Origin of the sequence: Kribbella sp. NBC_00382, from assembly GCF_036067295.1 — a bacterium.
Classification (GTDB): Bacteria; Actinomycetota; Actinomycetes; order Propionibacteriales; family Kribbellaceae; genus Kribbella.
In genome coordinates this window covers 6,381,534-6,403,181 of record NZ_CP107954.1, presented here as the reverse complement: position 1 = coordinate 6,403,181, position 21,648 = coordinate 6,381,534, and the positions used below count along the sequence as shown (strand labels likewise).

Genomic DNA, 21,648 nt, shown 5'->3' with positions numbered 1-21,648 from the left:
GCGCTCTCTCAGAGATTGGGGCGTGCGCCTCCGACTGTCAAGGGAACGTTCCCTCAGACTGGTTCCGGAACTTCTTCAGTCGCTTTGGTCCACGGCATCGAGCGCCTCGGACAACTTCCTCAGCGCCGCGACCGCGTCGGCCAGCTGATCGGCGCCGACCGCGTCCGACAACTCCTTGGCATGGCGCGCATGGTGCGGGCCGATCGACTGGTTGGCGGCCAGCCCCTCGGGCGTAATGGCCACCAGCTTCGCGCGGCGGTGAGCCGGATTGTCCCGGTACTCCGTGAGGCCGCGCTCCGCCAGTAGGTCCGCAGTCCGCTGAACGGCCTGGCGGGTGATGCCCATCTCGCGGGCGATCGCGGACACCGTCAGCGGCTCGCCGATGACCGCGCCGAGCACCTGCCAGTACGTCGCGGTCAATCCAGCCGGCCGAGCGAGGTGCTCGGCCAGCTCGAGGAACTGGCCGTTCAGCTTGAACGCCGTCAGGGCCGCCGCGCTGAGCAGCTCCTGATGACGCTGCTGAGTCGTCATCAGGCAGACATCAGCTCGTAGAAACCGGCCGGGTCCTGGTCGCCGTACAGCTTGTACCAGGAGTCGAGCACCGGCGGCTTGTAGACCTCCAGCTCAGCGAAGATCGCCTTCGCGAACTCGACCGGCGCCTCGGCGCCTGCCGTGATCAGTCCGCGATCCGTGACCGAGTGCTCCTCCTTGTAGTGCTCACCGCCCTTGTATCCAAGGCTGTCCAGGAACGCTGCCGCGTTGCTCGTGTGCTCGCGATCATCCAGCAGTCCCGCCATCGCCAGCGCACCCGTCGCGCCACAGATCGCAGCCACCGGTACGCCGGCATCCAGGAACTCGCGTGCCTTCTCGACGTACGGCGCGTAGGCCTCGGTCGGCCAGATGTCGCTGCCCGGCAGGATCAGCATCGCGCTGTCTTCAGGCGTGAGATCTGCCAGCGTCGAGTCCGGCAGCACCCGCATCCCACCCATCGTGGTGACCGGCTCGAGCCCCGCGCTGACCGTCCGCATCTTGAAGCGGCCCGGCGCCTGGTGCCACTGCCCGTTGTTGATGTGGGCGCTGACGTACCCGACCTCCCAGTCGGCGAGCGTGTCATAGACGGCCAGATGGACGGTGAGTTGCTCGTTCGTAGACATGACAACAGCTTGTCATTTTGACAAGCTGTTGTCAATGGCTCAGGAACTCCAGCAGCCGCTTCGTCGTCTTCGCAGGCGCCTCCTCGGCCATGAAGTGTCCAGCGGCGACCGGTCCGCCACTGACGTCATCGGCCCACTCGCGCCAGATCTCCAGTGGCTCGTACCACGTCCCGACCGCTCCGCCCGGATCCCACAGTGCGAGCACTGGGCACTCGATCCGCCTACCCTGCCGCCGATCGGCCGCGTCCTGCTCGTGGTCGAGCGTTGCCGCCGCCCGGTACTCCTCGCAGATCGCGTGCACGGTCGCCGGATCACGGAACTTCGCGATGTACTCCGCCCTGACCTCCGCGGGGAACGCGTCCGGTACCTCGGACCAGCCGTCGAGCATGTGGTTCACGACCACATCCGGCGCTCCGGCGATGAGGGTCTCCGGAACAGGTTCGGGCGCGGCCAGGAACGACCAGACCCAGTAGCCGAGGCTGAATCGCTTGTCGGCACGATCGAAGGCGTCGCCGGTCGGCACCACGTCGAGCACCGCGAGCTTGGCCACCGCCTCCGGATGATCGAGAGCCATCCGGTACGCGCACCTCGCTCCGCGGTCGTGGCCGACCACGGCGAACGACTCGTGCCCCAGGGCGTTCATCACCTCGAGCTGATCCTGCGCGAGCGACCGCATGCTGTACGGCGCATGGTCGTGATCGGTGGGCGGCTTGCCACTGTCACCGAAGCCGCGGAGATCGGTCGCAACGACCGTGAAGTGCTCCGCCAGACCGGGGGCGACGCGATGCCACATCAGGTGCGTCTCGGGGATGCCGTGCAGCAGCAACACCGGTGGCCCGTCGCCACCGGTGCGGCCGCGGATCGTAGTACCGGAGGTAGTGATCTCGAAGCTGTCGAATCCTTCGAACATCTACCTCCGATACCCCGATGCGATCGTGCTAGACGCTGTCCAGGCAGATGCGGAACGGGTGGCCGGCCGGGTCGGCGTAGATGCGCCAGCCGCGGTGGCTCTCCGCTGGGGGTGCGTCGACCGGGTCGAGGGGTTCGGCGCCGAGGGCGACGACCGTGGCGTGACCGCTGGCCAGGTCCTCGACGACCAGGTCCAGGTGAAGTTGTTGTGCGTCCGTACCGGGCCAGGTGGCCGGTACGTAGTCCTCAGAACGCCGGAATCCGAGCGTCGAGCCGGGGCCGGTCAGGCTCCGCCACTCGTCGTCGCCGTGCTCGTCGATCTCCAGACCGAAGAGCGTCGAGTAGAACCGGGCAAGCTCGAGCGGGTCCGGGCAGTCCAGCACCACCGAGCCGAGCCGCCCGGCACTGGTGCCCGGCTGCTCTGCCACCTGAGTCATCTGTCCTCCAGCTTCCTGATCAGGAAAGTCCATTTACGGCCAGGCCCGTCCTGGTCGGAGAAGGCCCGGCCGCAAACAATGGCAGGTCCAACCGACACTTCGCATCTTTCGACACGCCTCGTTGACCAGTCACAGATTCAGATGAGTAATGCAGGGAGTTTGCTGAAAGATCTTGACTCCGGGTGTGAGCGGACGAACACTTCCGGTCATGACACGACTCGCCCGCCCTCGTCGTCGGGTCTCGCTGGTTGGCCTTGTTTCGGCTGCCTTGCTAGCGACTCCCCTACTAGCCACCCCAGTTATGGCCATCACCACGCCTGCCACGGCTCAGCCGGCAGCAGCCTCGGTACCCGCGCTGATCCCCAAGCCGACCTCGCAGCAGGCGCTGGCCGGCCAGGACTACTCCCTGAAGCCGTGGAGCGTCGTCGGTGTCGCCAGTAGCTCCAAGGAGCGGCGTGCGGCGCAGAAGGTCGCTGACCAGCTCACCTCGCAGCTCCGGCGTACCACCGGCTACCCGCTGCCCGTCGTACCGCACGTAGCCCGCGTCACCGACATCAAGCTGTCCACCAACGGTCCGAGCACCCTCGGAGCCGAGGGGTACCAGCTACGCGTCGACCGCAAAGGCGTCAGCGTCACCGCTGCGACCCCCGAGGGCCTCTTCCGGGGTGTGACCACCCTGCGCCAGCTACTGCCCGCCAAGGCCGACGCACGGACTCGCCAGGCGGGCCCCTGGAACCTCCCCGGTACTGCGATCGCCGACTCGCCTCGCTACGAGTACCGCGGCGCCATGCTCGACGTGTCGCGGCACTTCTTCTCCGTAGCCGAGGTCAAGCGCTACATCGACCTCGCCTCCCTCTACAAGCTCAACAAGCTCCACATGCACCTAGCGGACGACCAGGGCTGGCGGATCCAGATCGACTCCTGGCCGCGGCTCACCACGTACGGCGGCAGCCTGGAGGTCAACGGCACCCCTGGCGGCTCGTACACCAAGGCCCAGTTCGCAGAGATCGTCCGGTACGCCGCTGATCGCTACCTGCAGGTCATCCCCGAGATCGACACCCCTGGCCACACCAACGCCGCGCTGGCCTCCTACGCGCAGCTGAACTGCGACGGCGTCGCCCCGCCGCTCTACACGGGCACAGACGTCGGCTTCAGCTCCCTCTGCGTCGCGAAGCCGCTCACCTACAGCTTCCTGGGTGACGTGTTCCGTGAGTTGGCACAGCAGACGCCGGGCGACATCATCCACCTGGGTGGCGACGAGGCGCACTCCACGCCGCACTCGGACTACCAGACGTTCGTACCGAAGGCAGCCGCCGCGGTCACCAAGCAGCACAAGCGGGTGATGGGCTGGCAGGAGATCGGCGACACGGTTCTGCCAGCCGGCAGCATCGCGCAGTACTGGGGTACCGACGACGCAGGGTCGCAGGAACTCGCTCGCAAGGCTGCGGCTCAGGGCGCCAAGGTCGTGATGTCTCCGGCGAACCGGGCCTACCTGGACATGAAGTACGACGAAAACACGCCGTACGGGCAGGACTGGGCCGGTCTGGTCTCGGTGCAGACGGCGTACGACTGGAATCCGTCCACGCTGGTCCCGAACCTGCCGGAGAGCGCTGTCGCCGGTGTCGAGGCGCCGCTGTGGACTGAGACGCTAGATGACGTCGACAAGCTCGAGTACATGGCCTTCCCGCGTCTGCCGGGCATTGCCGAGCTGGGCTGGTCGCAGGCCTCAGCACTCGACTGGACGGCGTACAAGGACCGCTTGGGCGCCCAGGCGTCGCGGTGGGACGCGCTGAGCGTCAACTTCTACCGCGCGCCTGAGATCAACTGGCGCTAGGCACCAAACCCGGCACCGCCTGGCTCAGGACTGCAGTACGCGGTCCAGGAGCCAGGCGGTGTCTGCGTCCAGGTCCTGCTCGGCCACCGTGAGCTCTGTGGGCTCTGCCTCGTCCGTACCGTGCACCTGCAGGCGGTAGACGTACCGGTCGGGCTGCGGGCGGCCAGAGCCCAGGTCTGCCCCGGCCAGGCCGCGTGCGACCTGCTCCAGGCGCTCACTGTCCGGTTCGGCCGCGGTATCGAGCTCACCGCTCGCCGTCAGCCCCGCGAATCCACCGCTGCGTACCACTTTGAGGATCACCCGCACACCATTTCTCGCCTGGTGTCCGATGTCCAGGGCTGTACGACACGCCGGAGCGATCCAGCACGGACGGGCAGCGATCACCGGGCGTACAGGCGGTTCTGTCCGACCTTGTCTGTCGCCGGACCGGCTGCGGAGCCGCCTGCCAGCGGTGAATCAGCAGGTCCGGCGGGGGTTTCGTTGTCTGCCTGCCGGGCCCCAGCGGGGCTCCGCCGTTACAGGCGGTGATTCACACTCCGTGGCGGGCGGCAACTTTCCGCGACACGTGTTCCCGATCACCCCCCACACGAGCCTCTGGATCGGCTACAGTTATCGCGTTGCAGTTTTGGACTCCCACTGACTTTTGCTGTGCTGTACGGCCGGTTTCGTCGTCTGGGGCCTTTCGGCGACACGCGGTTCATGAGGTGTGGATCGCGTCTTGTTACAAGCCATCAAGGAGATAGACAACAATGGCTGTCGGTACTGTCAAGTGGTTCAACGCTGACAAGGGCTTCGGCTTCATCACCCCGGATGACGGTGGCGCGGACGTGTTCGCGCACTACTCGGCCATCCAGACCTCGGGCTTCCGCTCGCTGGACGAGAACCAGCGCGTCGAGTTCGAGATCACCCAGGGCCAGAAGGGCCTGCAGGCGGAGAACATCCGCCCGATCTGATCTTCGGGTCAGTCCTTCTAAGAACTGAGTAACGAGAGAGCCGTACACCATCCGGTGTGCGGCTCTCTTCAGTCTGCGGCAGCATCTACCGCATGACCGACGAACAGCAGCCCCGGGCAGCCCGCTACCACCGGCCGGAAGAGGACGAGGGCGAGCGGCTGGACCGGCAGTGGATCGAGCTGCTCCAGGAGTTGCGGCTGGCCCAGACGGGCACCCAGATCCTGTTCGCGTTCCTGCTCGGCATCGCCTTCACCCCGGTCTTCCAGGACGCTGATGCCTTCACCCACGACGTCTACGCCGGCACGCTGGTCGCCTCGGCGCTCGCGACCGGCCTGTTCCTCGCACCGGTCTCGTTCCACCGGATCGTCTTCCAGCACAAGGTGCGCGACAAGATGATCCCGATCGCCGCACGGATGACCAGCGCAGGCCTGGCCATCCTGATGGTGGCGATCAGCGGCGGCCTGCTGCTCGTCCTCGACGTCGTCCTCAACCGGACGACAGCGATCATCACCGTGGCCGTCGTCCTGGCCTGGTTCGTCGGCTTCTGGTACGTCCTGCCGGCCTGGGTCCGCCGCTCTAGCGGAGCCGCGGAATGACCTCGCCCGCAACCTGCTCCAGGACCTCTTCGGTACCGGCGTAGACGCCCTCGGCGCGGGGCCAGTGGGTGATGACGTCGGTGAAGCCGAGCTCGGCGGCGCGGCTGGTGGCGTCCTCGAAGGCAGCGGCGCTGCTCAGGGCGTAGCGCTTGGAGTCCAGGGAGAGATAGCGGTCGAACGGCCGGCCTTCCAGTACGTCGTCCAGCCGGTGGCTGAGGTCGCGGACCGTACCGAACCAGCCCTCGTAGTCGTCGGCCTTGCCGCCCGTGGTCACCCAGCCGGCGCCGTACTGGGCTGCCAGCCGCAAGGAGCGCGGACCGTTCGCGGCCATCACGAACGGGATCCGGGGTTGCTGGATGCAGCCGGGCAAGGTGCGGCCGTTGCGCGTCTCGAAGTACTCGCCCTTGAAGTCGACCTTGTCGGTGGTGAGCAGCTTGTCGAGCAGCTCGACGAACTCGGCCAGCCGGTCGACCTTCTGCCGCGGCGTCAGCTCGTCGCCGCCGAGGATGGTGGAGTCGATCCCGCCACCCGAGCCGATCCCGCACAGGAAGCGGCCGTCGGAGATGTCATCCAGGGCGAGCAGCTCGCGGGTCAGCGCCAGCGGGTGCCGGAAGTTCGGCGAGGTGACGAAGGTACCGAGCTTGATCGTCGAGGTGGCCAGCGCCGCCGCGGTCAGCGTCGGGGTCGTCCCGTACCAGGGTGAGTCCTGCAGACCGCCCCAGGTCAGGTGGTCGTAGGTCCAGGCGTGGTCGAAGCCCAGCTCCTCGGCCCGGCGCCATTTCGGCCCGGCCTCGGACCACCGGTACTCCGGCAGGATGGTGATTCCGAATCGCATGATCCGCACCCTAACGCCTGCCTGCGACCACGCCTGAGGAGCGGGGACTCGCCGGTGTGGCCGAGACCACGATAGTTGCGTTCCGCCACAATCTCCGGAATGGTCGAAAGGCAGTCCCCCCTATTTGATCAGGAAACGGAGGCGCGCCGAAGCGAGGCGTGATTCAGCTGTGGCGATCGATTTCGACAGCCGGCAAGCAACCACCGACCACGCGAACGAGCATCCTGCTCTAGCGGCGCCACCCCCACCCGGCAGCCGGAGTGCCGGCTCAGGGCTCGACCGGATCGTGTTCAGCGTCACTGCCGTGATCGCCTTGGCCTTCGTGGCTTGGGGTTTCGCGAACGCGTCGAGCCTCGGTACGGCGTCGACGTCGGCGCTGACCTGGGTGGAGACCAACACCGGCTGGCTGTTCGTGCTGCTCGCCTCGGGCTTCGTCGTCTTCGTGTTGTGGCTCGCGGCCGGCCGGTACGGCAACATCCCACTTGGCGCCGACGACGAGGAGCCGGAGTTCAAGACAGTCTCCTGGGTAGCGATGATGTTCAGCGCCGGGATGGGCATCGGGCTGATGTTCTACGGCGTGAGCGAGCCGTTGTCGCACTTCATGGCGCCGCCGCCGGGCACGGTCGAAGGTGGTAGCGATGCGGCGCTGCAGACGGCGATGGCGACGACGCTGTTCCACTGGACCCTGCACCCGTGGGCGATCTACGCCGTCGTCGGCATAGCGATTGCCTACGGCACCTTTCGGCGCGGTCGCTCGCAGCTGATCAGCTCAGCGTTCGCGCCGCTGCTCGGCAAGCGGACCGAGGGACCGATCGGCAAGGTCATCGACAGCCTGGCGATCTTCGCGACGCTGTTCGGCTCGGCCGCATCGCTCGGGCTCGGCGCACTCCAGATCGGTTCCGGCGTGCGGATCCTCGGCTGGCTCGACAAGACCGGGAACGCCGTACTGGTCGGTGTGATCGCCGTGCTGACCGCGGCCTTCGTCGCGTCGGCGGTCTCCGGTGTTGCCAAGGGCATCCAATGGCTGTCGAACGTCAACATGGTGCTCGCCATCGTGCTGGCCGCCTTCGTCTTCGTCGTCGGGCCGACCGTACTGATCCTCAACCTGGTACCGACCGCGATCGGCGACTATGCGCGCGACCTGGCCGACATGGCTGCCCGGACCGAGGCCAGCGGCGGCGACGCGATGGCGACCTGGTTGTCCAGCTGGACGGTCTTCTACTGGGCCTGGTGGATCTCGTGGACGCCGTTCGTCGGCATGTTCATCGCGCGGATCAGCCGCGGCCGGACGATCCGGCAGTTCGTCACCGGCGTGCTGCTCGTTCCGTCGCTGGTCAGCCTGGTCTGGTTCTGCATCTTCGGCGGTGCGGCGATCGACACCCAGCGGCACGGCGTGGACATCGCCGGCCAGTCGACGACCGAGGGGCAGCTGTTCGGCCTGCTCGACCATTATCCGCTGGCGTCGGTGACCACGATCCTGGTCGTCGTCCTGGTGGCGATCTTCTTCGTCTCCGGAGCGGACGCGGCGTCGATCGTGATGGGCACGCTGTCCGAGCGCGGCTCGATCGAACCACGCAAACCGGTCGTCGTCTTCTGGGGCGTGCTGACCGGCGCGGTCGCCGCTGTGATGCTGCTCGTTGGCGGCGGTGGCGCGAAGGCGTTGCAAGGTCTGCAGAACCTCACGATCGTCGCTGCCCTCCCCTTCGCCATCGTGATGGTCGGCCTGGCGGTCGCCCTGGCCAAGGATCTGCGCACCGACCCGCTGATGCTGCGCAAGGCGATGGGCTCCGAGGCGGTCGAGGCAGCCGTGATCGAAGGCGTCTCCACCCACGGCGAGGACTTCAGCCTGGTGGTCAGCGGCGAGACCCCGAAGAAGGACTGACTGGGAATAGATTGAGCATTCAACTACATTGATAGAGGTACCACCTTCGAAAGGACCTCTCCGATGACGTCAGTGCTCTATCTCAGTCATGGCGCTCCCCCGCTGGCGGACGACCGGCAGTGGACCGCGGAACTGGCCGCGGTCTCTGCCGGCATGGACAAGCCGAGCGCGATCCTGATCGTGTCCGCGCACTGGGAGGCCGCGCCGCTCACGCTGGCCGCGACGGAGACGGTGCCGCTGCTCTACGACTTCTGGGGATTCCCGGAGCGGTACTACCAGGTCCAGTACGCCGCCCCTGGCGCGCCCGAGCTTGCCGACCAGGTGCGGAAGCTGTTGCAGTCCCCCGCCACTCCTGTGTACGACGACCCTCGGCGGGGGCTCGACCATGGCGCCTATGTGCCGCTGAAGGAGATGTACCCGGACGCGGACATCCCCGTCCTGCAGGTATCGATGCCGACGCTCGACCCGAAGCAGCTGTTCGACATCGGCCGCAAGCTGGCGCCGCTGCGCGACCAGGGTGTGCTGATCATCGGCAGCGGATTCACCACCCATAACCTGAGCGCGATCAATCTCAGCGGAGCGCCCGACGGCGTCGCGCCGAGCTGGTCGATCGAGTTCGACGACTGGGCCAAGCGCGCGCTCGCGAAGCAGGACATCGACTCGTTGATCGACTTCCTGCACAAGGCGCCGGCCGCGGGCATCGCGCATCCGCGGACCGAGCACTTCGCCCCGCTGTTCGTCTCCCTCGGCGCGGCGGAGGATTCACTCGGTACTGCGGAGACCGTGGTCGACGGATTCTGGTACGGACTGTCCAAGCGGTCCTGGCAGATCGGCTGACTCAGCGCTCAGCGCTCGGGGGTCGGGAAGGTCGCCAGGTGGGTCGTGCCGATGCTGCTCAGCCAGACCTGCCCGTCGCGCTCGCGAACGCCGGTCGGCATCCGGAAGTCGGGGTGCTTGCCGCGCAGGTCGTGCACCAGGGTGCCGGCATCGTCGTACGCCTGGATCTCGATGATGTCGGCGGCCTTCGGCTTGAGCGCCTCGGGCAGGGCCCAGACCACTTTGCGGAGTACCGGCTGTTTGGGCAGGAGCATGTCCAGCAGGGCGTTGCGGGGTGAGCCGATCGCGACCCAGATCAGGCCGTCCGAGCCGCGCGAGATGTTGTCTGGCAGGCCGGGGATCATCGCAACCAGCTCCGGTTCGGCGCCTTCGGTGGTGAGGTCGACCTTGAAGAGTCCGTAGCTCGCGGTCTCGACGAAGAAGAGCGTCTGGCGGTCGCCGCTCAGCGCGACGCCGTTCGGGAACGGGCGGTTCGTCGCCAGCCGGGTGAGCTCGCCGTCGGGAGTGAGCCGGTAGAGGCTGCCGGTACTCGAGTGCTCGAGCAGATCGGCCATCCACTCGTCGACGCCGAAGCGGGTGGACGAGTCGGTGAAGTAGATGGTGCCGTCGGGAGTGACGTCCGCGTTGTTGCAGAACCTCATCGGACGGCCGTCGATCTCGGCCAGCAGCGTCTCGAGCCGGCCGTCCTGGTCGAGCGTGAGCAGCCCACGGTTCGCATCGCAGACCAGCACCTTGCCGTCCGGCAGCCACTCCAGCCCGAGCGGCCGCCCACCGGTGTCCGCGAGCACCTCGATCGTCGCCCCGTCCGCGCTGACCCGGAGAATCCGCCCGTCGACCAACCCGGTCAACACGTTGCCCTCGGCATCGATCAAGGCATCCTCGGGGCCTTCCCCTGGTACCGGCACAGCCCGTACTTCGATCCGCCGCGGCTCCCTGGTGGGCGGCGACGGCGGCGGAGTCCAGCGAACCGGGGCGATGCTCGACTTGGGGCTCATGCCGAAACCTTAGTCCGTCAACCCCTTCGAGGTTCCTCGAACTGACCCGGTCGCGCCCCTCGCGGCTGCCCATACTGACCGCGGCGCTGGAAACCCCGGCGCTGGACGAGGGGAGAAACACTGTGGGATTCCGAAAGACGAGCGCACTGGCTGCGGCCGGCGCCGTAGCGGTCCTGGCAGCGGGCACCGCTACGACAGCCTCCGCCGCTCCGATGACATCCGACACGGTTGCGGCGACATGCCACGCGAGCAGCGGCAACCTGTACTGCGGGAACCGGGTCAACGCGGCCATCTACAAGAGCCCGCGCTACGACACCGCGAGCGGCAACCCGATCGAGATCGTCGACACCCTGCGCTCCGGCTTCAGCTACTTCAAGTGCTACACGATCGGCCAGCCGCACGGGGGCGGCAACTCGATCTGGTACCGGACCTATGGCGATGACGTCGGCGCCTGGGGTTACGTCCCGGCGGTAGACGTCTGGACCCCGCAGGACCCCTTCCCCGGAGTCAATTTCTGCTGAGTCAGGGATGGACGGTGCCGAAGGCCGCAGCTTTCGGTGGGAACAGGGAGCGGGTGTCGGCGCCGTCCACCCACAGGCCGATTGCGAGGGCGGCTGTTGCTTCAAGCAGGCGAGCTCTGACCAGGGCGCCTGCCTTGACCGGCGTACAGCCGAGGGCGCGGATCAGGACTGCGACCTGCTCGTTGGCGGCCTCGTCGTCGCCGCAGAACGGTACGCCGAGTGGCTCGCCTTCGAAGGTGCAGGGGGCGTCTTGCCAGACTGTGTCGGGCGCGAGGTTGAAGGCCTTGACCACATGAGCGTCGGGAGCCAGCTGGGCGACTTGCTCGGCCATCGCGGGAACGGCCAGCGTGAAGTCGCCCGGGATGACGGCGTTCGTACAGTCGAGAACGGTCCGGCCGGCGAAACGACCGGGCGGTCCACCGGTCAGCACCTCGCTGACGGCTTCGGCCGGGACCGCGAGCAGGGTGACCTCGCCGAAAGCACTTGCCTCGAGCAAGCTTCCGCTCGACGCACCGATCCGGCCGGCCAGGTCTGCTGACTTCAACCGATCGCGCCCGCCGACCATCACCTCATGGCCGGCCCGTACCCATTGCCCGCCCAGAGCATCTGCCATCAATCCGCTGCCGAGAATTCCGATTCGCATGCTGCGAAGCTAGGCGATCCGTCAGGCACCTGATGGTGTGTTTCGGGCCAGGCAGAATGGAACGGTGACGGACGCACAGCAGAAGTTCTTCGCCGACTGCCAGGCCAGGGTCGCCGCCGACCTGATCAGCGGGACCTGGTCCGCCGTGGTCCTCTACTCGCTCGCCGACGGACCCGTCCGGCCCGGCGTCCTCCGGGACCAGATCGGCGGCATCAGCCAGAAGGTGCTGACCGAGACGCTTCGCAAGCTCGAGCAGCACGGGCTCGTCGAGCGTCACCGGTACGCCGAAGCGCCGCCCCGCGTCGAGTACTCGCTGACTGTGCCGGGTCAGGACCTGCTGATCCCCATCCGTGCCCTGGGCGACTGGGCCGCCAAGCACGCTGAGAATCTGATGCAAGCAACCTGCACCGCCTGAGTACTCGCCGTTGGGCCGACAGCTATTCGCCGGTGGAGCCGTCGAGGCGTTCGCGGAGCAGGTCGGCGTGGCCGTTGTGGCGGGCGTACTCCTCGATCATGTGGGCGAGGACCCAACGGAGCGAGAAGCGGCGGCCTTCGTCCTCGCCGACGAAGTCAGGGCCGAGGTCCGCGATGGCGGCTCGCGCCCGCTCGACGGCTTGGTCGTAGCGGTACAGGTCGGCGGCGTACTGCTTCGGGTCGAGGCCGATCCAGTCGCCCTCGGGGCGCTCGGGCGTCGCGTACGGGTAGACGACGGGCTCATCCGTGAAGGTGCCGACGAACCAGCCCAGCTCGTTCTCGGTGAGGTGCCGGATCAGACCGTGCAGCGTCATCGAGGACGGGTCGATGGACGGCGTACCGAGTTGCTCGGGCGTGAGGCCTTCGCACTTCCACCGCAGCGTGGCGCGCTGGAAGTCCAGGAAACCGACGAGAGTCTCCTTCTCGCCCGCTTCGGTCGGCGGGTCAGGTCTGCCGTTGAGGTCCATGCCCGGGAACCTACCGCCTCCCACCGACAATCCGCCTGACGATTGATGCCCGATGACTCCGCGGTGTCGCAAACTGTCAGGATGAGACTGGGTATCACCGTGATGCTGGCCATGGCCGTGCTCGCCGGAGCCGCCGCCTGCGGGGACGACAGCACCAAGGCCACCCCCACGCCCACGGTGAAGCCGTCGAAGGACCCGCTGACCAGCTGCGTCGACCAGCTCGTCTACTGGGGCACCGAGAATCTGCGCGGCGCGCCCGGCCAAGAGGGCGATTACCAGCACATGGGATTGACCGCGGACAAGTACGACGCGCTCCGCAAGATCCAGAAGAACGCCCGGGTGATCATGGCCAAGGGCGAGCTGCCGCCGACCTGGTTGCAGGACCAGTCGCGCGCGGCCTGCCTGAAGATCGTGGCGACTCCCAAGCCCAGCAACAGCGTCGGCGGGTGGCCGCAGTAGCGGCGTTTTACAGTCCTGGCTCAGATACCGGCCTTCATCCGGAGGATCCTCCGATACCGCGTAGGGTGGCGGGCATGAGTACTGAGAGCCCCCTCCCTTACAGCAAGTATCCGGTTCGGATCGGCCTCCAGGTGCAGCCTCAGCACGCGGAGTACGCCGCCATCCGCCGGACCGTCGCGGCCGCCGAGGAGATCGGCGTCGACATCGCCTTCAACTGGGACCACTTCTACCCGCTCAGCGGTGAGCCGGACGGCCTGCACTTCGAGGCCTGGACGATGCTCGGCGCCTGGGCCGAGGCGACCGAGCGGATCGAGATCGGCTGCCTGGTCACCTGCAACACGTACCGCAACGCCGACCTGCTCGCCGACATGGCCCGTACGGTCGACCACATCAGCAACGGCCGGCTGATCCTCGGCATCGGCTCGGGCTGGTTCGAGCGCGACTACGACGAGTACGGCTACGAGTTCGGTACGGCGGGCGGCCGGCTCGACGCGCTGGCCGAGTCGCTGCCGCGGATCGAGCAGCGCTGGGCCAAGCTCAACCCGAAGCCGACCCGGGACATCCCGGTCCTGATCGGCGGCGGTGGCGAGAAGAAGACCCTCAAGCTGGTCGCCAAGCACGCGACCATCTGGCACGGCTTCGGCGACGCCGAGACGATCGCGCACAAGCACGAGGTGCTCGACGCGCACTGCGCCGCGATCGGCCGCGACCCGGGCGAGATCGAGCGCTCGACGGCCGTCGGCGACAAGAGCCCCGCGGAGCTCGGCAAGGCGATGCTCGACATCGGCACCCGGCTCTTCACGGTCAGCACGTCCGGCCCCGACTACGACCTGGGTCTGCTCCGCGACTGGGTCGCGTGGCGCGACGAGGTCAACCAAGGCTGAGCCGCCGCGCGTCCGTAGTACCGGGTGTCTACCGGTACTACGGACGCGCGCGTCCGGAGGCCGCCCGGATTCGCTAGGATTTCGGGCATGTCTACGCTGCCTACTGACGGCTCTGTGCGACCCATCACCCGCTGGGGCACGGACGTCATGCACCACCTGAACCAGCCGGTCACCGAGTTCGGCGAGGAACTGCACAAGCTCGTCGCGGACATGGTCGCGACGATGAACGCCGCCGAGGGTGTCGGACTGGCCGCGAACCAGGTCGGCGTGGATCTGCAGCTGTTCGTCTTCAACTGCCCGGACAAGAGCGGCGCCTTCCAGTCGGGCGTCGTCTGCAACCCGGTCCTCGACCTCCCCGAGGGCAAGGACCGCCAGCTCGACGAGGGCGACGAAGGCTGCCTGTCGCTGCCCGGCGCCTTCACCAAGTGCGCCCGGCCGGACTTCGCCCGGGTCACCGGGGTGGACGAGAACGGCGAGCCCGTCACGTACGAGGGTGACGGCCTGCTCGCACGCTGCCTGCAGCACGAGACCGACCACACGCAGGGCATGGTGTTCGGAGACCGGCTGTCCCGGAAGTACAAGAAGCGTCTGTTCGCGGAGGCCGAGGAGTTCGCCCCCGACTACCCGGACGACTGGCCCGTCTCCCCCATGCTCAACCAGGAAGAACACGACCACAGCGACGAAGGCCTCAACGCCTGATCACCGAGCTTGTCGCCTCGCTGCGCGCGGGGCGACGCACTGCCGTCGAGGTGGTCTCGGAGGCGCTGGATGGGGTTGCTCGCTGGGACCCGGTGCTGCACTTCATCGACTCCCTCGATGCCGAAGGCGCTTTAGCTCGGGCTCGTTCTGTGGATCTCGGCCTGCCGTTGGCCGGGGTGCCGTTTCTGATCAAGGCCCGTACGCCGGTTGGCTCGCCGATCGTCACGCGGTTGATCGCGGCCGGGGCGATCCCTCTTGGTACGTCGACGCGTGCGCGGCCGGATGCTGTCTCGCAGACGTTCGGGTGGAACGGGTCCGAATACACGCGCAATCCCTGGGATCTGTCCCGCTCGTCGGGCGGGTCGTCGGCCGGTGCTGCGGCGGCTGTGGCGGCTGGCGTCGTACCGCTGGCTACCGGTGGAGACAGTGCTGGGTCGTTGCGGATTCCGGCGTCGTTCTGTGGTGTCGTGGGCCTCAAGGGGACGGCTGGCCGAGTGCCTCGGGCGGACGGGCGGTCATTGGCCGGGCTCACCATCGGCGGCTTCATCGGGACGTCGGTGGAAGATGTCGCGCTGGCGACCAGCTTGGTCAGTGGGCCGGATCGGCTGGATCCGGGGGCGTTGCCTCGCTGGCCGGTGCCTTCGATCGTGGGCCTTGGGCCGTGGCGGGTGGCCTATCGGTCGGCGTTGAGTTCCTTGGCCTGCGATCCGCCGGTCGATGCGGTGGTGCGTGCGAGTCTCGGCGTACCGGGCGTCGTCGTACAGGATGCTGCGCTCGATTGGCTGCCGGTCGAGTCGGCTTGGCTGACGCTGCGGGATCTCGATGCGGGCTTGGCGGTCGAGCCGTCGGCATTGCGGGCGGCCGTGCGAGTACGCAGCCACAACAACACGGCAATGGCGGACTTGTTCTCCTCGGTCGATGCGCTGGTTACGCCGACCACCCCGAGGGTGGCGCATGGGTATGACCAGCATGAGCAGAACATCGTCGTTGGCGACCTGTCTTGGGGCTTCAACGTGACCGGGCATCCGGCTGTGAGTGTGCCGGTCGGATTGGTCGATGGGTTGCCGGTGGGGGCTCAGGTTGTGGCGCCGCACGGGCGGGAGGATGTCGCGCTGGCGGTGGCGGCGCGGATCGTGCGGGCGATTTCGGTACCTGGGTGAGGGTTCGCCGATAAACTGCCGCAATGAACGGGATGCTGGGTGACTCGGGGATCAGGCGGCCTGTCACGCTTGATGATGTCGCGCGGGCCGCGGGGGTCTCCCAGCCGACTGCTTCGCGGGTGCTGAACGGGAGTTCGCGGAAGGTTGCCGAGAGCTATCGGGAGCGGGTGCTGGAGGCTGCGCGGGAGCTCGGGTATACGCCCAACCTGCCGGCGCAGGCGATGGCGCGTGGGACGTCGCGGACGATCGCTCTGGTGATCAGCCTGATCTCCGACCCGTACTTCTCCGCGATGGCCGCCGAGATCATGAAGCAGGCCGAGGCGATCGGGCTGCACGTCTCGATCGCCGTCACCGAACGCCAGGCCGATCGCGAGCTCGATCTCGTCCGCGAGCTCCGCGGCCAGCAACCACGCGCCATCATCCTGGCCGGCACCGGGTACGTCGACCCGCCGTCCGAGCAGCAACTCGTCGACGAACTGCATCGGTACGAGGAGACCGGCGGCCGGGTGGTACTGATCAGCCGCTCCGACCTCCCCTTCGAGACCGTCGACTTCGACAACCACGACGGCTCCCGGCAGCTCGCCCGCGAGCTGGCCGGACTCGGTTACGAGCGCTGCCTGGTACTTGGCAGCGGTACTCCCCTACTGTCCATGCGCCGCCGCGTCGAAGGCTTCGTCACCGGCCTCGTCGAGTCGGGCGTCGCCGACGCGGCCACCCGGGTCCACCACCCAGGCTTCAGCTGGGCCGGAGCGCGCGACTTCGTGCTGAGCCTGACCGATTCCGAAGTACAGGACCTCCAACTGGTCTTCGCGGTCACCGACGACATGGCCCTCGGCGCCCTCGCAGGCCTCCGCGAACGAGGCCTCCGCATCCCCGAAGACATCGGTATCGCGGGCTTCGACGACATCAGCACCCTCCGCGACGTCGTCCCGAAGCTGACCACAGTCCACGTAGCCCTCAACGCCGTCGCCCAGGAAGCCGTCTACCGCGCGACGACCACCGACACCGACCTCACCCGCCGCACAGTCCCCGCCTACCCGGTGATCCGCGCCAGCACCCCGCCCCTCTCTCAGCACTAGTCTTTCCGGCTATGACCATGCAACCCGGCGTCCGGCCGCCTTTCAGCCGCCGGCCGCTGCTGTGGATCGCCATCGTCTTCTTCGCTGCCGGCGTCGTGCTGAGCTCCATCTTCCTGCTGCAAATGACGAGTGCGATGCCAACCGAACCGGTGCCACTCGGGGATGGTGTCGTCCGGCTGGACCGCGACGGCTTGACCATCTCGACGACCGCGCAAGGCCAGACCCCGAGTTGTCAGGTCAAGGACGCCACCGGTGCCGACATCCCCCTGAAGGGGCCGCTGAGGCGTGAGAACTACTCCGTGGACGGCCCGAGCTACTACGTCATCGCCCACTCGAAGTCCCCCGTCCCACCCCAGACCTTCACAGTCACCTGCACCAACGCCGACAACACCATCCCGTACTACGTAGGCGATCGCGCCTCCGTCGACAAGATGATCCCCTCCCTCATCAAGGCCTTCGCATCCTTCATCCTGGCCGTCCTGATCGGCAGCGCGTTCATCCGCATCGAGCAACTCCGGCACCGCCGCGCGAGTCGAACGACCTGACGTCAGAGCTCCCACCAGGCCAGGTGGGAGTTGACGTCGGCTAGTGGCTCGATCACTTCCCAGGCTTCGGTGATTTGGTTGTTGGTGATGCGGATGATGTCTACAACTGCGATGGCCGGCCCGCCGTTGGGGAGGTGGCGGTGGGTGTGGAGGATGACGTGGTCGCCGTCGGAGAGCAGGTGCACGACCTCGACCTCCATTCCGGCGAGCGGGGTCAAGGCATTGCCGACGTCGGTCAGCCATTCGGTCTTGGTGCGGGTCAGCCCGTCGGGCCGGTGGTGACGGAAGTCGTTGGTCAGCAATGGTTCCAGGGCTTCGACGCCGCCGTCGCCGATCAGTTGAGCCAACGCCTGCTGGACGAGTTGCTTGTGCTGTGTGGTCATGGGCAGCAGTGTTGTGGCGGGTCGCGGCGGTTGTCGATGAAGTGGGATTTCATCGACAGACGGCGCAGGATGAGTAGGCTCGATGACCATGGCAACGGTCGGAGAGCTCCTGCGGCAGTGGCGGCATCGGCGACAGCTGAGTCAGCTCGATCTCGCGATCGCCGCCGACGTCTCGGCGCGGCACGTCAGCCTGGTCGAGACGGGCAAGTCCCAGCCGAGCGCCGAGATGGTACTGCGGCTCGCCGAGCAACTCGACGTACCGCTGCGTGAGCGCAATGCCCTCCTGCTCGCGGCCGGCTTCGCACCCCGGTACGCCGAAAGCCCCCTCGACAGCACCGCGCTGTCAGCGGCGCGCGCCGCCGTAGAACGCGTCCTGCGGGCCCACGAGCCCTACCCAGCACTCGCCTTCGACCGCCACTGGGACATCGTCATGACCAACCGGGCTGTCGACCCGTTCCTCACCGGCGTAGCCCCGGAACTCCTCGAGCCCCCGATGAACCTGCTGCGCCTCGGACTCGACCCTCGCGGCCTGGCCGCCCTCGTCGTCAACCGCGACGACGTGCGGACCGTCTTCCGCTCCCGCGTCCGACGGCAACTCGCGGCCGCCCCGGACGCCAAGCTGAGCGCGCTCTACCAAGAGTTGCTGGCCCCAGGCGAGACCAGTGACCCGGTCGAGGCCGAGGTCGTGATCCCGATGATCATCCGCGTCGACGGCGTCGAGCTGCGGATGTTCTCCACGATCACGACCTTCGGCACTCCACTCGATCTCACCCTCGATGAACTCGCCGTCGAGTCCTACTACCCGGCCGACGACCAGACCGCCGCGTACTTCAGAGCTTGACGCCGCCGCTGATCAGGTCGATCTTCCAGTAGCGCTGGAGGCTGAGGAAGAGGACGCCGAGCGGGATGATCGAGACCAGGACGCCGGCGATGACGATCGAGTACTGCGCGGCTTGGCCGCCGGTGATGATCATCAGGCCGTAGAGGCCGAGGGTCAGCGGATACAGGTGGTCGTTGTTGATCATCACGAACGGGAGCAGGAAGTTGTTCCAGATGCCGATGAACTGGAGCAGGAAGACGGTCACCAGGGCCGGCATCATCAGCGGGGCGCCGACCGAGCGGAAGATGCGCCATTCGCTGCCGCCGTCGATCCGGGCCGCTTCCATGATCTCGTCGGGGACCGAGGCCTCCGAGTAGATCTTGCACAGGTAGATGGCAAAGGGACTGACCAGTTGTGGGAGCAGTACCGAGGCGTAGTTGTTGGTCATGCCGACCTTTGCCAGCAGCAAGAACTGTGGGACTGCCAGCAGGATCTGCGGTAGCAAGACCGCGGCGACGATTGCCCTGAACAACATTGTGCTGCCGGCGAAGCGATACTTGCCCAAGGCATAACCAGCTGCCCCGGCGATTGCCGTCGACAACAATCCACCGCCGATCGCGTAGATCACCGAGTTCAGCACCCAGCGGCCGAAGATGCCGTGGTTGTAGCTGAACAGCGCGTCCAGGTTGCTCCAGAAGCCGCCGTTGAAGGCGGGCAGGAACGGTGCGGTGGAGAAGAGCTCGTCGTTGGTCTTGGTCGAGGCTATGACGATCCACAGCACCGGCAATACGCAGTACAGGGCGCCGATCAGCAGGATCAGCGTCGGGATCCAGCGGGTGCGCTGTCGGATCATCTGGTGGACCTCCGGGCGATCCGGCGGCCGACGGCCGAGACGAGAACGGTCGCGGCGACCGTCATCGCGATCAGCACGAACGACGTCGCGGCGCCTTCGTAGATGCTGTTGTTGACAAAGGCATCGGTGTAGACCCGCATCAGCGGGACCCAGGTCGACGAGATCGCGTTCGCCAGCGGCTTCAGCGTGGTCGGCTCGTTGAACAGCTGCAGCGAGCCGATCACCGAGAACAGCGCGACCATCGCCACCGCCGGCGCGATCATCGGCAGCTTCACCCGGACGGCGATCTGGAACTCCGTCGCACCGTCCAGCTCGGCCGCCTCGAACAGCTCCTTCGGCAGGCTCCGTACCGCCGTGTAGAGGATCACCATGTTGAAGCCGACGACGCCCCAGACGGCCACATTGGCCACGCTGAAGAAGATCCCCTTGGTGCCGAAGTAGTTGACCACGTCGCCGCCGATCGGTGACGTGGCGGGCAGGTACATGAAGCCCCACAACAGCGACGCGACCACACCCGGTACGGCGTACGGAAGGAAGATCGCCAACCGCGCGAAGCCGACCAGCCGGGCCCGCTTCGCGTCCAGGCACAACGCGAACAGCGTCGACAGGATCACCGTCAGCGGTACGCCGAACGCCGCGATCAGCAGCATCCGGCCGAGGCTCGCCCAGAACTCGCTGTCGCTCAGGGTCGAGGTGTAGTTGGAGATGCCGGCCCACACCTCGGTCGGCTTGCCACCGCCGAGCAGGCCCTTGCCCACCTTCATCCGGCGGAAGCTGAGGAAGATCGCATAGATCGCCGGGGCGATCGTGAACAGCAGCAGGAGCACGACCGCCGGCGTGACCAGCGCGACGGGCAGCAGCCCGCCACGGCTGCGAGACTTGCTCGCGGCCGTGGCGGTACGAGGACCGCTCATCTCAGCCGGCTACCTGGAAGCCGAGTTTCTTCATGTCGCTGATCGTTGCCTCTTGCATCGTGTCGAGCGCGCCGGAGAGGGCTGTCTTCTTCTGCAGGGCGGCGCCGAACGCGTTGGAGTACGAGTCGAACGTGACGTTCGCGTTCGGGCCCCAGATGTCGAACGTCCGCACGCCTTTGGCCGCGGTCGCCATCAGCGTGTTGTAGTCCGGCTGCGTCGACATGAACGGCGGCGGCGTCTTCAGCGCCGGCAACGCCTGACCCTGCGGCGACGCCGGGAAGACCTGCACGTTCTTGATCAGCGAGTCCATCCCCGCGTCGGACGAGTTCATCCACTCGACGAACTTCGCGGCCTCGGCCGGGTGCTTGGAGTTCGCTGTCACGGCTTCGGTCTCGCCACCCCAGATGCCGACGGCGGTGTCACCGGCGGTCCAGGCCGGCAGCGGTGCCGCGGCCCACTTGCCGGCGGTGTCCTTCGCGATCGACGGCAGCTGGTTCGGTCCCCACTGCGCGCCGACCCAGCCGACGATGGTGCCGTTGTTCATGTCGGTGTTCCACTGCGCCGACCAGTTCGGCTGTGGGCTGACCAGGCCCTTCTTGATCAGGTCGTCCCAGTAGTTCGCGACCTTCTTGCTCGCCTCGTCGTTGATGGCCACGCTCCACGTGTCACCGTCGGCCTTCCACCAGTTGGCCCCGGCTTGCTGTGCGAGCCCCGCGAACCAGCCCGGGTCGGCGGCGGTGAAGTTGCCGATGTACTTCTTCGGATCCGCCTTGTGGATCGCGGCCGCGACCGTCGCGTACTCCGCCCACGTCGTCGGCGCCTTGAGGCCGAGCTTGTCGAACACGTCCTTGCGGTAGAAGAACACCATCGGGCAGACGTTCTGCGGTACGCCGTACGTCTTGCCCTCGAACTGCACCTGGGACAGCGACGCCTTGTCGTACTTCGTGTCCAGCCCCTTCACGTAGTCGTCGATCGGGACGACCACCTGGTTCGCGATCAACGCCGGCAGCGCCTGGTACTCGACCTCGGTGATGTCAGGGTTGGTACCGGCCTTGTTGTTGGTGATCAGCTTGTTGTACAAGGTGTAGCCGGTGCCGGACGGCTTGCTCAGCTTGACCTGGATGTCCGGGTTGAGCTTGTTCCACTCGTCGACGACCTTGTCCATGCCGCCGTCCCAGTTGACGTAGGTCAGGTTGACCTTCTCGCCCTTGGTGGCACTCGAGCCGGTAGCGCTGGGGCTGTCGTCGTTACTCGAACAGGCGGCCAGGGCCAGCACGAGGACAGCACCGAGGGCGGCGCTCTTGCGGAGGTTCAT

Annotated in this window: 27 protein-coding genes; 14 read left to right on the top strand and 13 right to left on the bottom strand. The window is 67.1% G+C overall.

Translation table 11 applies throughout. The annotated features are described in order from the left end of the window. Positions 1-75 precede the first annotated feature (75 nt). The 4 genes from OHA70_RS30490 to OHA70_RS30475 are packed head-to-tail and all read right to left on the bottom strand — an operon-like array spanning position 76 to position 2,500. Positions 76-531, bottom strand: a complete 456-nt coding sequence (locus tag OHA70_RS30490; protein ID WP_328323353.1) for a MarR family winged helix-turn-helix transcriptional regulator — start codon at positions 529-531, stop codon at positions 76-78. After that, positions 531-1,154: a type 1 glutamine amidotransferase family protein gene (locus OHA70_RS30485; protein WP_328323351.1), complete on the bottom strand. Its 624-nt coding sequence runs from the start codon at positions 1,152-1,154 to the stop codon at positions 531-533. Before OHA70_RS30485 ends, OHA70_RS30490 begins: the two co-directional genes overlap by 1 nt. A 31-nt stretch (positions 1,155-1,185) precedes the next feature. Continuing rightward, positions 1,186-2,064 (bottom strand): alpha/beta fold hydrolase, encoded by an 879-nt coding sequence (locus tag OHA70_RS30480; protein ID WP_328323349.1) that lies wholly within the window; start codon positions 2,062-2,064, stop codon positions 1,186-1,188. A 28-nt stretch (positions 2,065-2,092) separates the two neighbouring features. Beyond that, positions 2,093-2,500, bottom strand: coding sequence for a VOC family protein (locus OHA70_RS30475; protein ID WP_328323348.1), 408 nt, complete (start codon positions 2,498-2,500; stop codon positions 2,093-2,095). 208 nt (positions 2,501-2,708) lie between these two features. Here OHA70_RS30475 and OHA70_RS30470 point away from each other — a divergent pair, with 208 nt between their 5' ends. Further along, complete coding sequence (locus tag OHA70_RS30470) at positions 2,709-4,334, top strand: beta-N-acetylhexosaminidase (RefSeq protein WP_328323346.1); 1,626 nt, start codon at positions 2,709-2,711, stop codon at positions 4,332-4,334. A gap of 24 nt (positions 4,335-4,358) precedes the next feature. Here the strand turns inward: OHA70_RS30470 and OHA70_RS30465 are convergent, their stop codons facing one another. Further along, positions 4,359-4,634, bottom strand: a complete 276-nt coding sequence (locus OHA70_RS30465) for a protealysin inhibitor emfourin (protein WP_328323344.1) — start codon at positions 4,632-4,634, stop codon at positions 4,359-4,361. A gap of 449 nt (positions 4,635-5,083) precedes the next feature. Between OHA70_RS30465 and OHA70_RS30460 the strand changes: the two genes are divergently transcribed. Next, positions 5,084-5,287 carry a cold-shock protein gene (locus OHA70_RS30460; protein WP_012921273.1) on the top strand — a complete coding sequence of 68 codons (204 nt, stop codon included), beginning with the start codon at positions 5,084-5,086 and terminating at the stop codon, positions 5,285-5,287. A gap of 92 nt (positions 5,288-5,379) precedes the next feature. After that, positions 5,380-5,883, top strand: a complete 504-nt coding sequence (locus OHA70_RS30455) for a DUF6328 family protein (RefSeq protein WP_328323329.1) — start codon at positions 5,380-5,382, stop codon at positions 5,881-5,883. On the opposite strand, the gene OHA70_RS30450 is transcribed toward OHA70_RS30455, so the two are convergent. Further along, on the bottom strand, positions 5,864-6,718 hold the full coding sequence (locus tag OHA70_RS30450; protein ID WP_328323327.1) for an LLM class flavin-dependent oxidoreductase: 855 nt from the start codon (positions 6,716-6,718) through the stop codon (positions 5,864-5,866). The genes OHA70_RS30455 and OHA70_RS30450 overlap by 20 nt on opposite strands. 169 nt (positions 6,719-6,887) lie before the next feature. Here OHA70_RS30450 and OHA70_RS30445 point away from each other — a divergent pair, with 169 nt between their 5' ends. Together OHA70_RS30445 and OHA70_RS30440 are read left to right on the top strand one after the other, a co-directional pair. Beyond that, positions 6,888-8,600, top strand: a complete 1,713-nt coding sequence (locus OHA70_RS30445) for a BCCT family transporter (protein ID WP_328323325.1) — start codon at positions 6,888-6,890, stop codon at positions 8,598-8,600. Positions 8,601-8,663: 63 nt separating this feature from the next. Beyond that, complete coding sequence (locus tag OHA70_RS30440; RefSeq protein WP_328323323.1) at positions 8,664-9,437, top strand: dioxygenase family protein; 774 nt, start codon at positions 8,664-8,666, stop codon at positions 9,435-9,437. Positions 9,438-9,445: 8 nt separating this feature from the next. Here OHA70_RS30440 and OHA70_RS30435 read toward each other — a convergent pair whose 3' ends face one another. After that, positions 9,446-10,432, bottom strand: coding sequence for an SMP-30/gluconolactonase/LRE family protein (locus OHA70_RS30435; protein ID WP_328323321.1), 987 nt, complete (start codon positions 10,430-10,432; stop codon positions 9,446-9,448). 122 nt (positions 10,433-10,554) lie between these two features. On the opposite strand from OHA70_RS30435, the gene OHA70_RS30430 reads away from it, so the two are divergent. After that, a complete protein-coding gene (locus tag OHA70_RS30430) occupies positions 10,555-10,953 on the top strand; it encodes a hypothetical protein (RefSeq protein WP_328323319.1) in 399 nt (132 codons plus the stop codon). A 1-nt stretch (position 10,954) separates the two neighbouring features. Here OHA70_RS30430 and OHA70_RS30425 read toward each other — a convergent pair whose 3' ends face one another. Then, positions 10,955-11,596, bottom strand: coding sequence for an NADPH-dependent F420 reductase (locus OHA70_RS30425; protein WP_328323317.1), 642 nt, complete (start codon positions 11,594-11,596; stop codon positions 10,955-10,957). A 64-nt stretch (positions 11,597-11,660) separates the two neighbouring features. Here OHA70_RS30425 and OHA70_RS30420 point away from each other — a divergent pair, with 64 nt between their 5' ends. Next, positions 11,661-12,011: a winged helix-turn-helix transcriptional regulator gene (locus OHA70_RS30420; protein WP_328323315.1), complete on the top strand. Its 351-nt coding sequence runs from the start codon at positions 11,661-11,663 to the stop codon at positions 12,009-12,011. Between the two features lie 22 nt (positions 12,012-12,033). Here the strand turns inward: OHA70_RS30420 and OHA70_RS30415 are convergent, their stop codons facing one another. Continuing rightward, the gene (locus tag OHA70_RS30415; protein ID WP_328323313.1) at positions 12,034-12,537 is read right to left on the bottom strand and encodes a DinB family protein; all 504 of its coding nucleotides are present in this window, start codon (positions 12,535-12,537) and stop codon (positions 12,034-12,036) included. Positions 12,538-12,618: 81 nt separating this feature from the next. Between OHA70_RS30415 and OHA70_RS30410 the strand changes: the two genes are divergently transcribed. The 6 genes from OHA70_RS30410 to OHA70_RS30385 all read left to right on the top strand — a co-directional run bounded on the left by OHA70_RS30410 (position 12,619) and on the right by OHA70_RS30385 (position 17,363). Next, positions 12,619-12,996, top strand: coding sequence for a hypothetical protein (locus tag OHA70_RS30410; protein WP_328323311.1), 378 nt, complete (start codon positions 12,619-12,621; stop codon positions 12,994-12,996). A 74-nt stretch (positions 12,997-13,070) separates the two neighbouring features. Next, positions 13,071-13,880, top strand: coding sequence for an LLM class F420-dependent oxidoreductase (locus OHA70_RS30405; protein ID WP_328323309.1), 810 nt, complete (start codon positions 13,071-13,073; stop codon positions 13,878-13,880). An 87-nt stretch (positions 13,881-13,967) separates the two neighbouring features. Further along, positions 13,968-14,579 carry a peptide deformylase gene (def, locus tag OHA70_RS30400; RefSeq protein WP_328323307.1) on the top strand — a complete coding sequence of 204 codons (612 nt, stop codon included), beginning with the start codon at positions 13,968-13,970 and terminating at the stop codon, positions 14,577-14,579. A 50-nt stretch (positions 14,580-14,629) separates the two neighbouring features. Continuing rightward, positions 14,630-15,739, top strand: a complete 1,110-nt coding sequence (locus OHA70_RS30395) for an amidase (protein WP_328323305.1) — start codon at positions 14,630-14,632, stop codon at positions 15,737-15,739. Positions 15,740-15,762: 23 nt separating this feature from the next. Beyond that, positions 15,763-16,818 carry a LacI family DNA-binding transcriptional regulator gene (locus OHA70_RS30390; RefSeq protein ID WP_328323303.1) on the top strand — a complete coding sequence of 352 codons (1,056 nt, stop codon included), beginning with the start codon at positions 15,763-15,765 and terminating at the stop codon, positions 16,816-16,818. 11 nt (positions 16,819-16,829) lie between these two features. After that, a complete protein-coding gene (locus OHA70_RS30385) occupies positions 16,830-17,363 on the top strand; it encodes a hypothetical protein (RefSeq protein WP_328323301.1) in 534 nt (177 codons plus the stop codon). Positions 17,364-17,365: 2 nt separating this feature from the next. On the opposite strand, the gene OHA70_RS30380 is transcribed toward OHA70_RS30385, so the two are convergent. After that, complete coding sequence (locus OHA70_RS30380; protein ID WP_328323299.1) at positions 17,366-17,746, bottom strand: nuclear transport factor 2 family protein; 381 nt, start codon at positions 17,744-17,746, stop codon at positions 17,366-17,368. Positions 17,747-17,834: 88 nt separating this feature from the next. Between OHA70_RS30380 and OHA70_RS30375 the strand changes: the two genes are divergently transcribed. Beyond that, complete coding sequence (locus tag OHA70_RS30375) at positions 17,835-18,587, top strand: helix-turn-helix domain-containing protein (RefSeq protein WP_328323297.1); 753 nt, start codon at positions 17,835-17,837, stop codon at positions 18,585-18,587. On the opposite strand, the gene OHA70_RS30370 is transcribed toward OHA70_RS30375, so the two are convergent. The 3 genes from OHA70_RS30370 to OHA70_RS30360 are packed head-to-tail and all read right to left on the bottom strand — an operon-like array spanning position 18,577 to position 21,648. After that, positions 18,577-19,419, bottom strand: a complete 843-nt coding sequence (locus OHA70_RS30370; protein WP_328323295.1) for a carbohydrate ABC transporter permease — start codon at positions 19,417-19,419, stop codon at positions 18,577-18,579. The two genes, OHA70_RS30375 and OHA70_RS30370, sit on opposite strands and share 11 nt — an antisense overlap. Continuing rightward, positions 19,416-20,333 carry a carbohydrate ABC transporter permease gene (locus OHA70_RS30365; protein WP_328323293.1) on the bottom strand — a complete coding sequence of 306 codons (918 nt, stop codon included), beginning with the start codon at positions 20,331-20,333 and terminating at the stop codon, positions 19,416-19,418. The genes OHA70_RS30370 and OHA70_RS30365 overlap by 4 nt, the downstream gene beginning before the upstream one ends. Position 20,334: 1 nt before the next feature. Continuing rightward, positions 20,335-21,648 (bottom strand): ABC transporter substrate-binding protein, encoded by a 1,314-nt coding sequence (locus OHA70_RS30360; RefSeq protein WP_328323291.1) that lies wholly within the window; start codon positions 21,646-21,648, stop codon positions 20,335-20,337.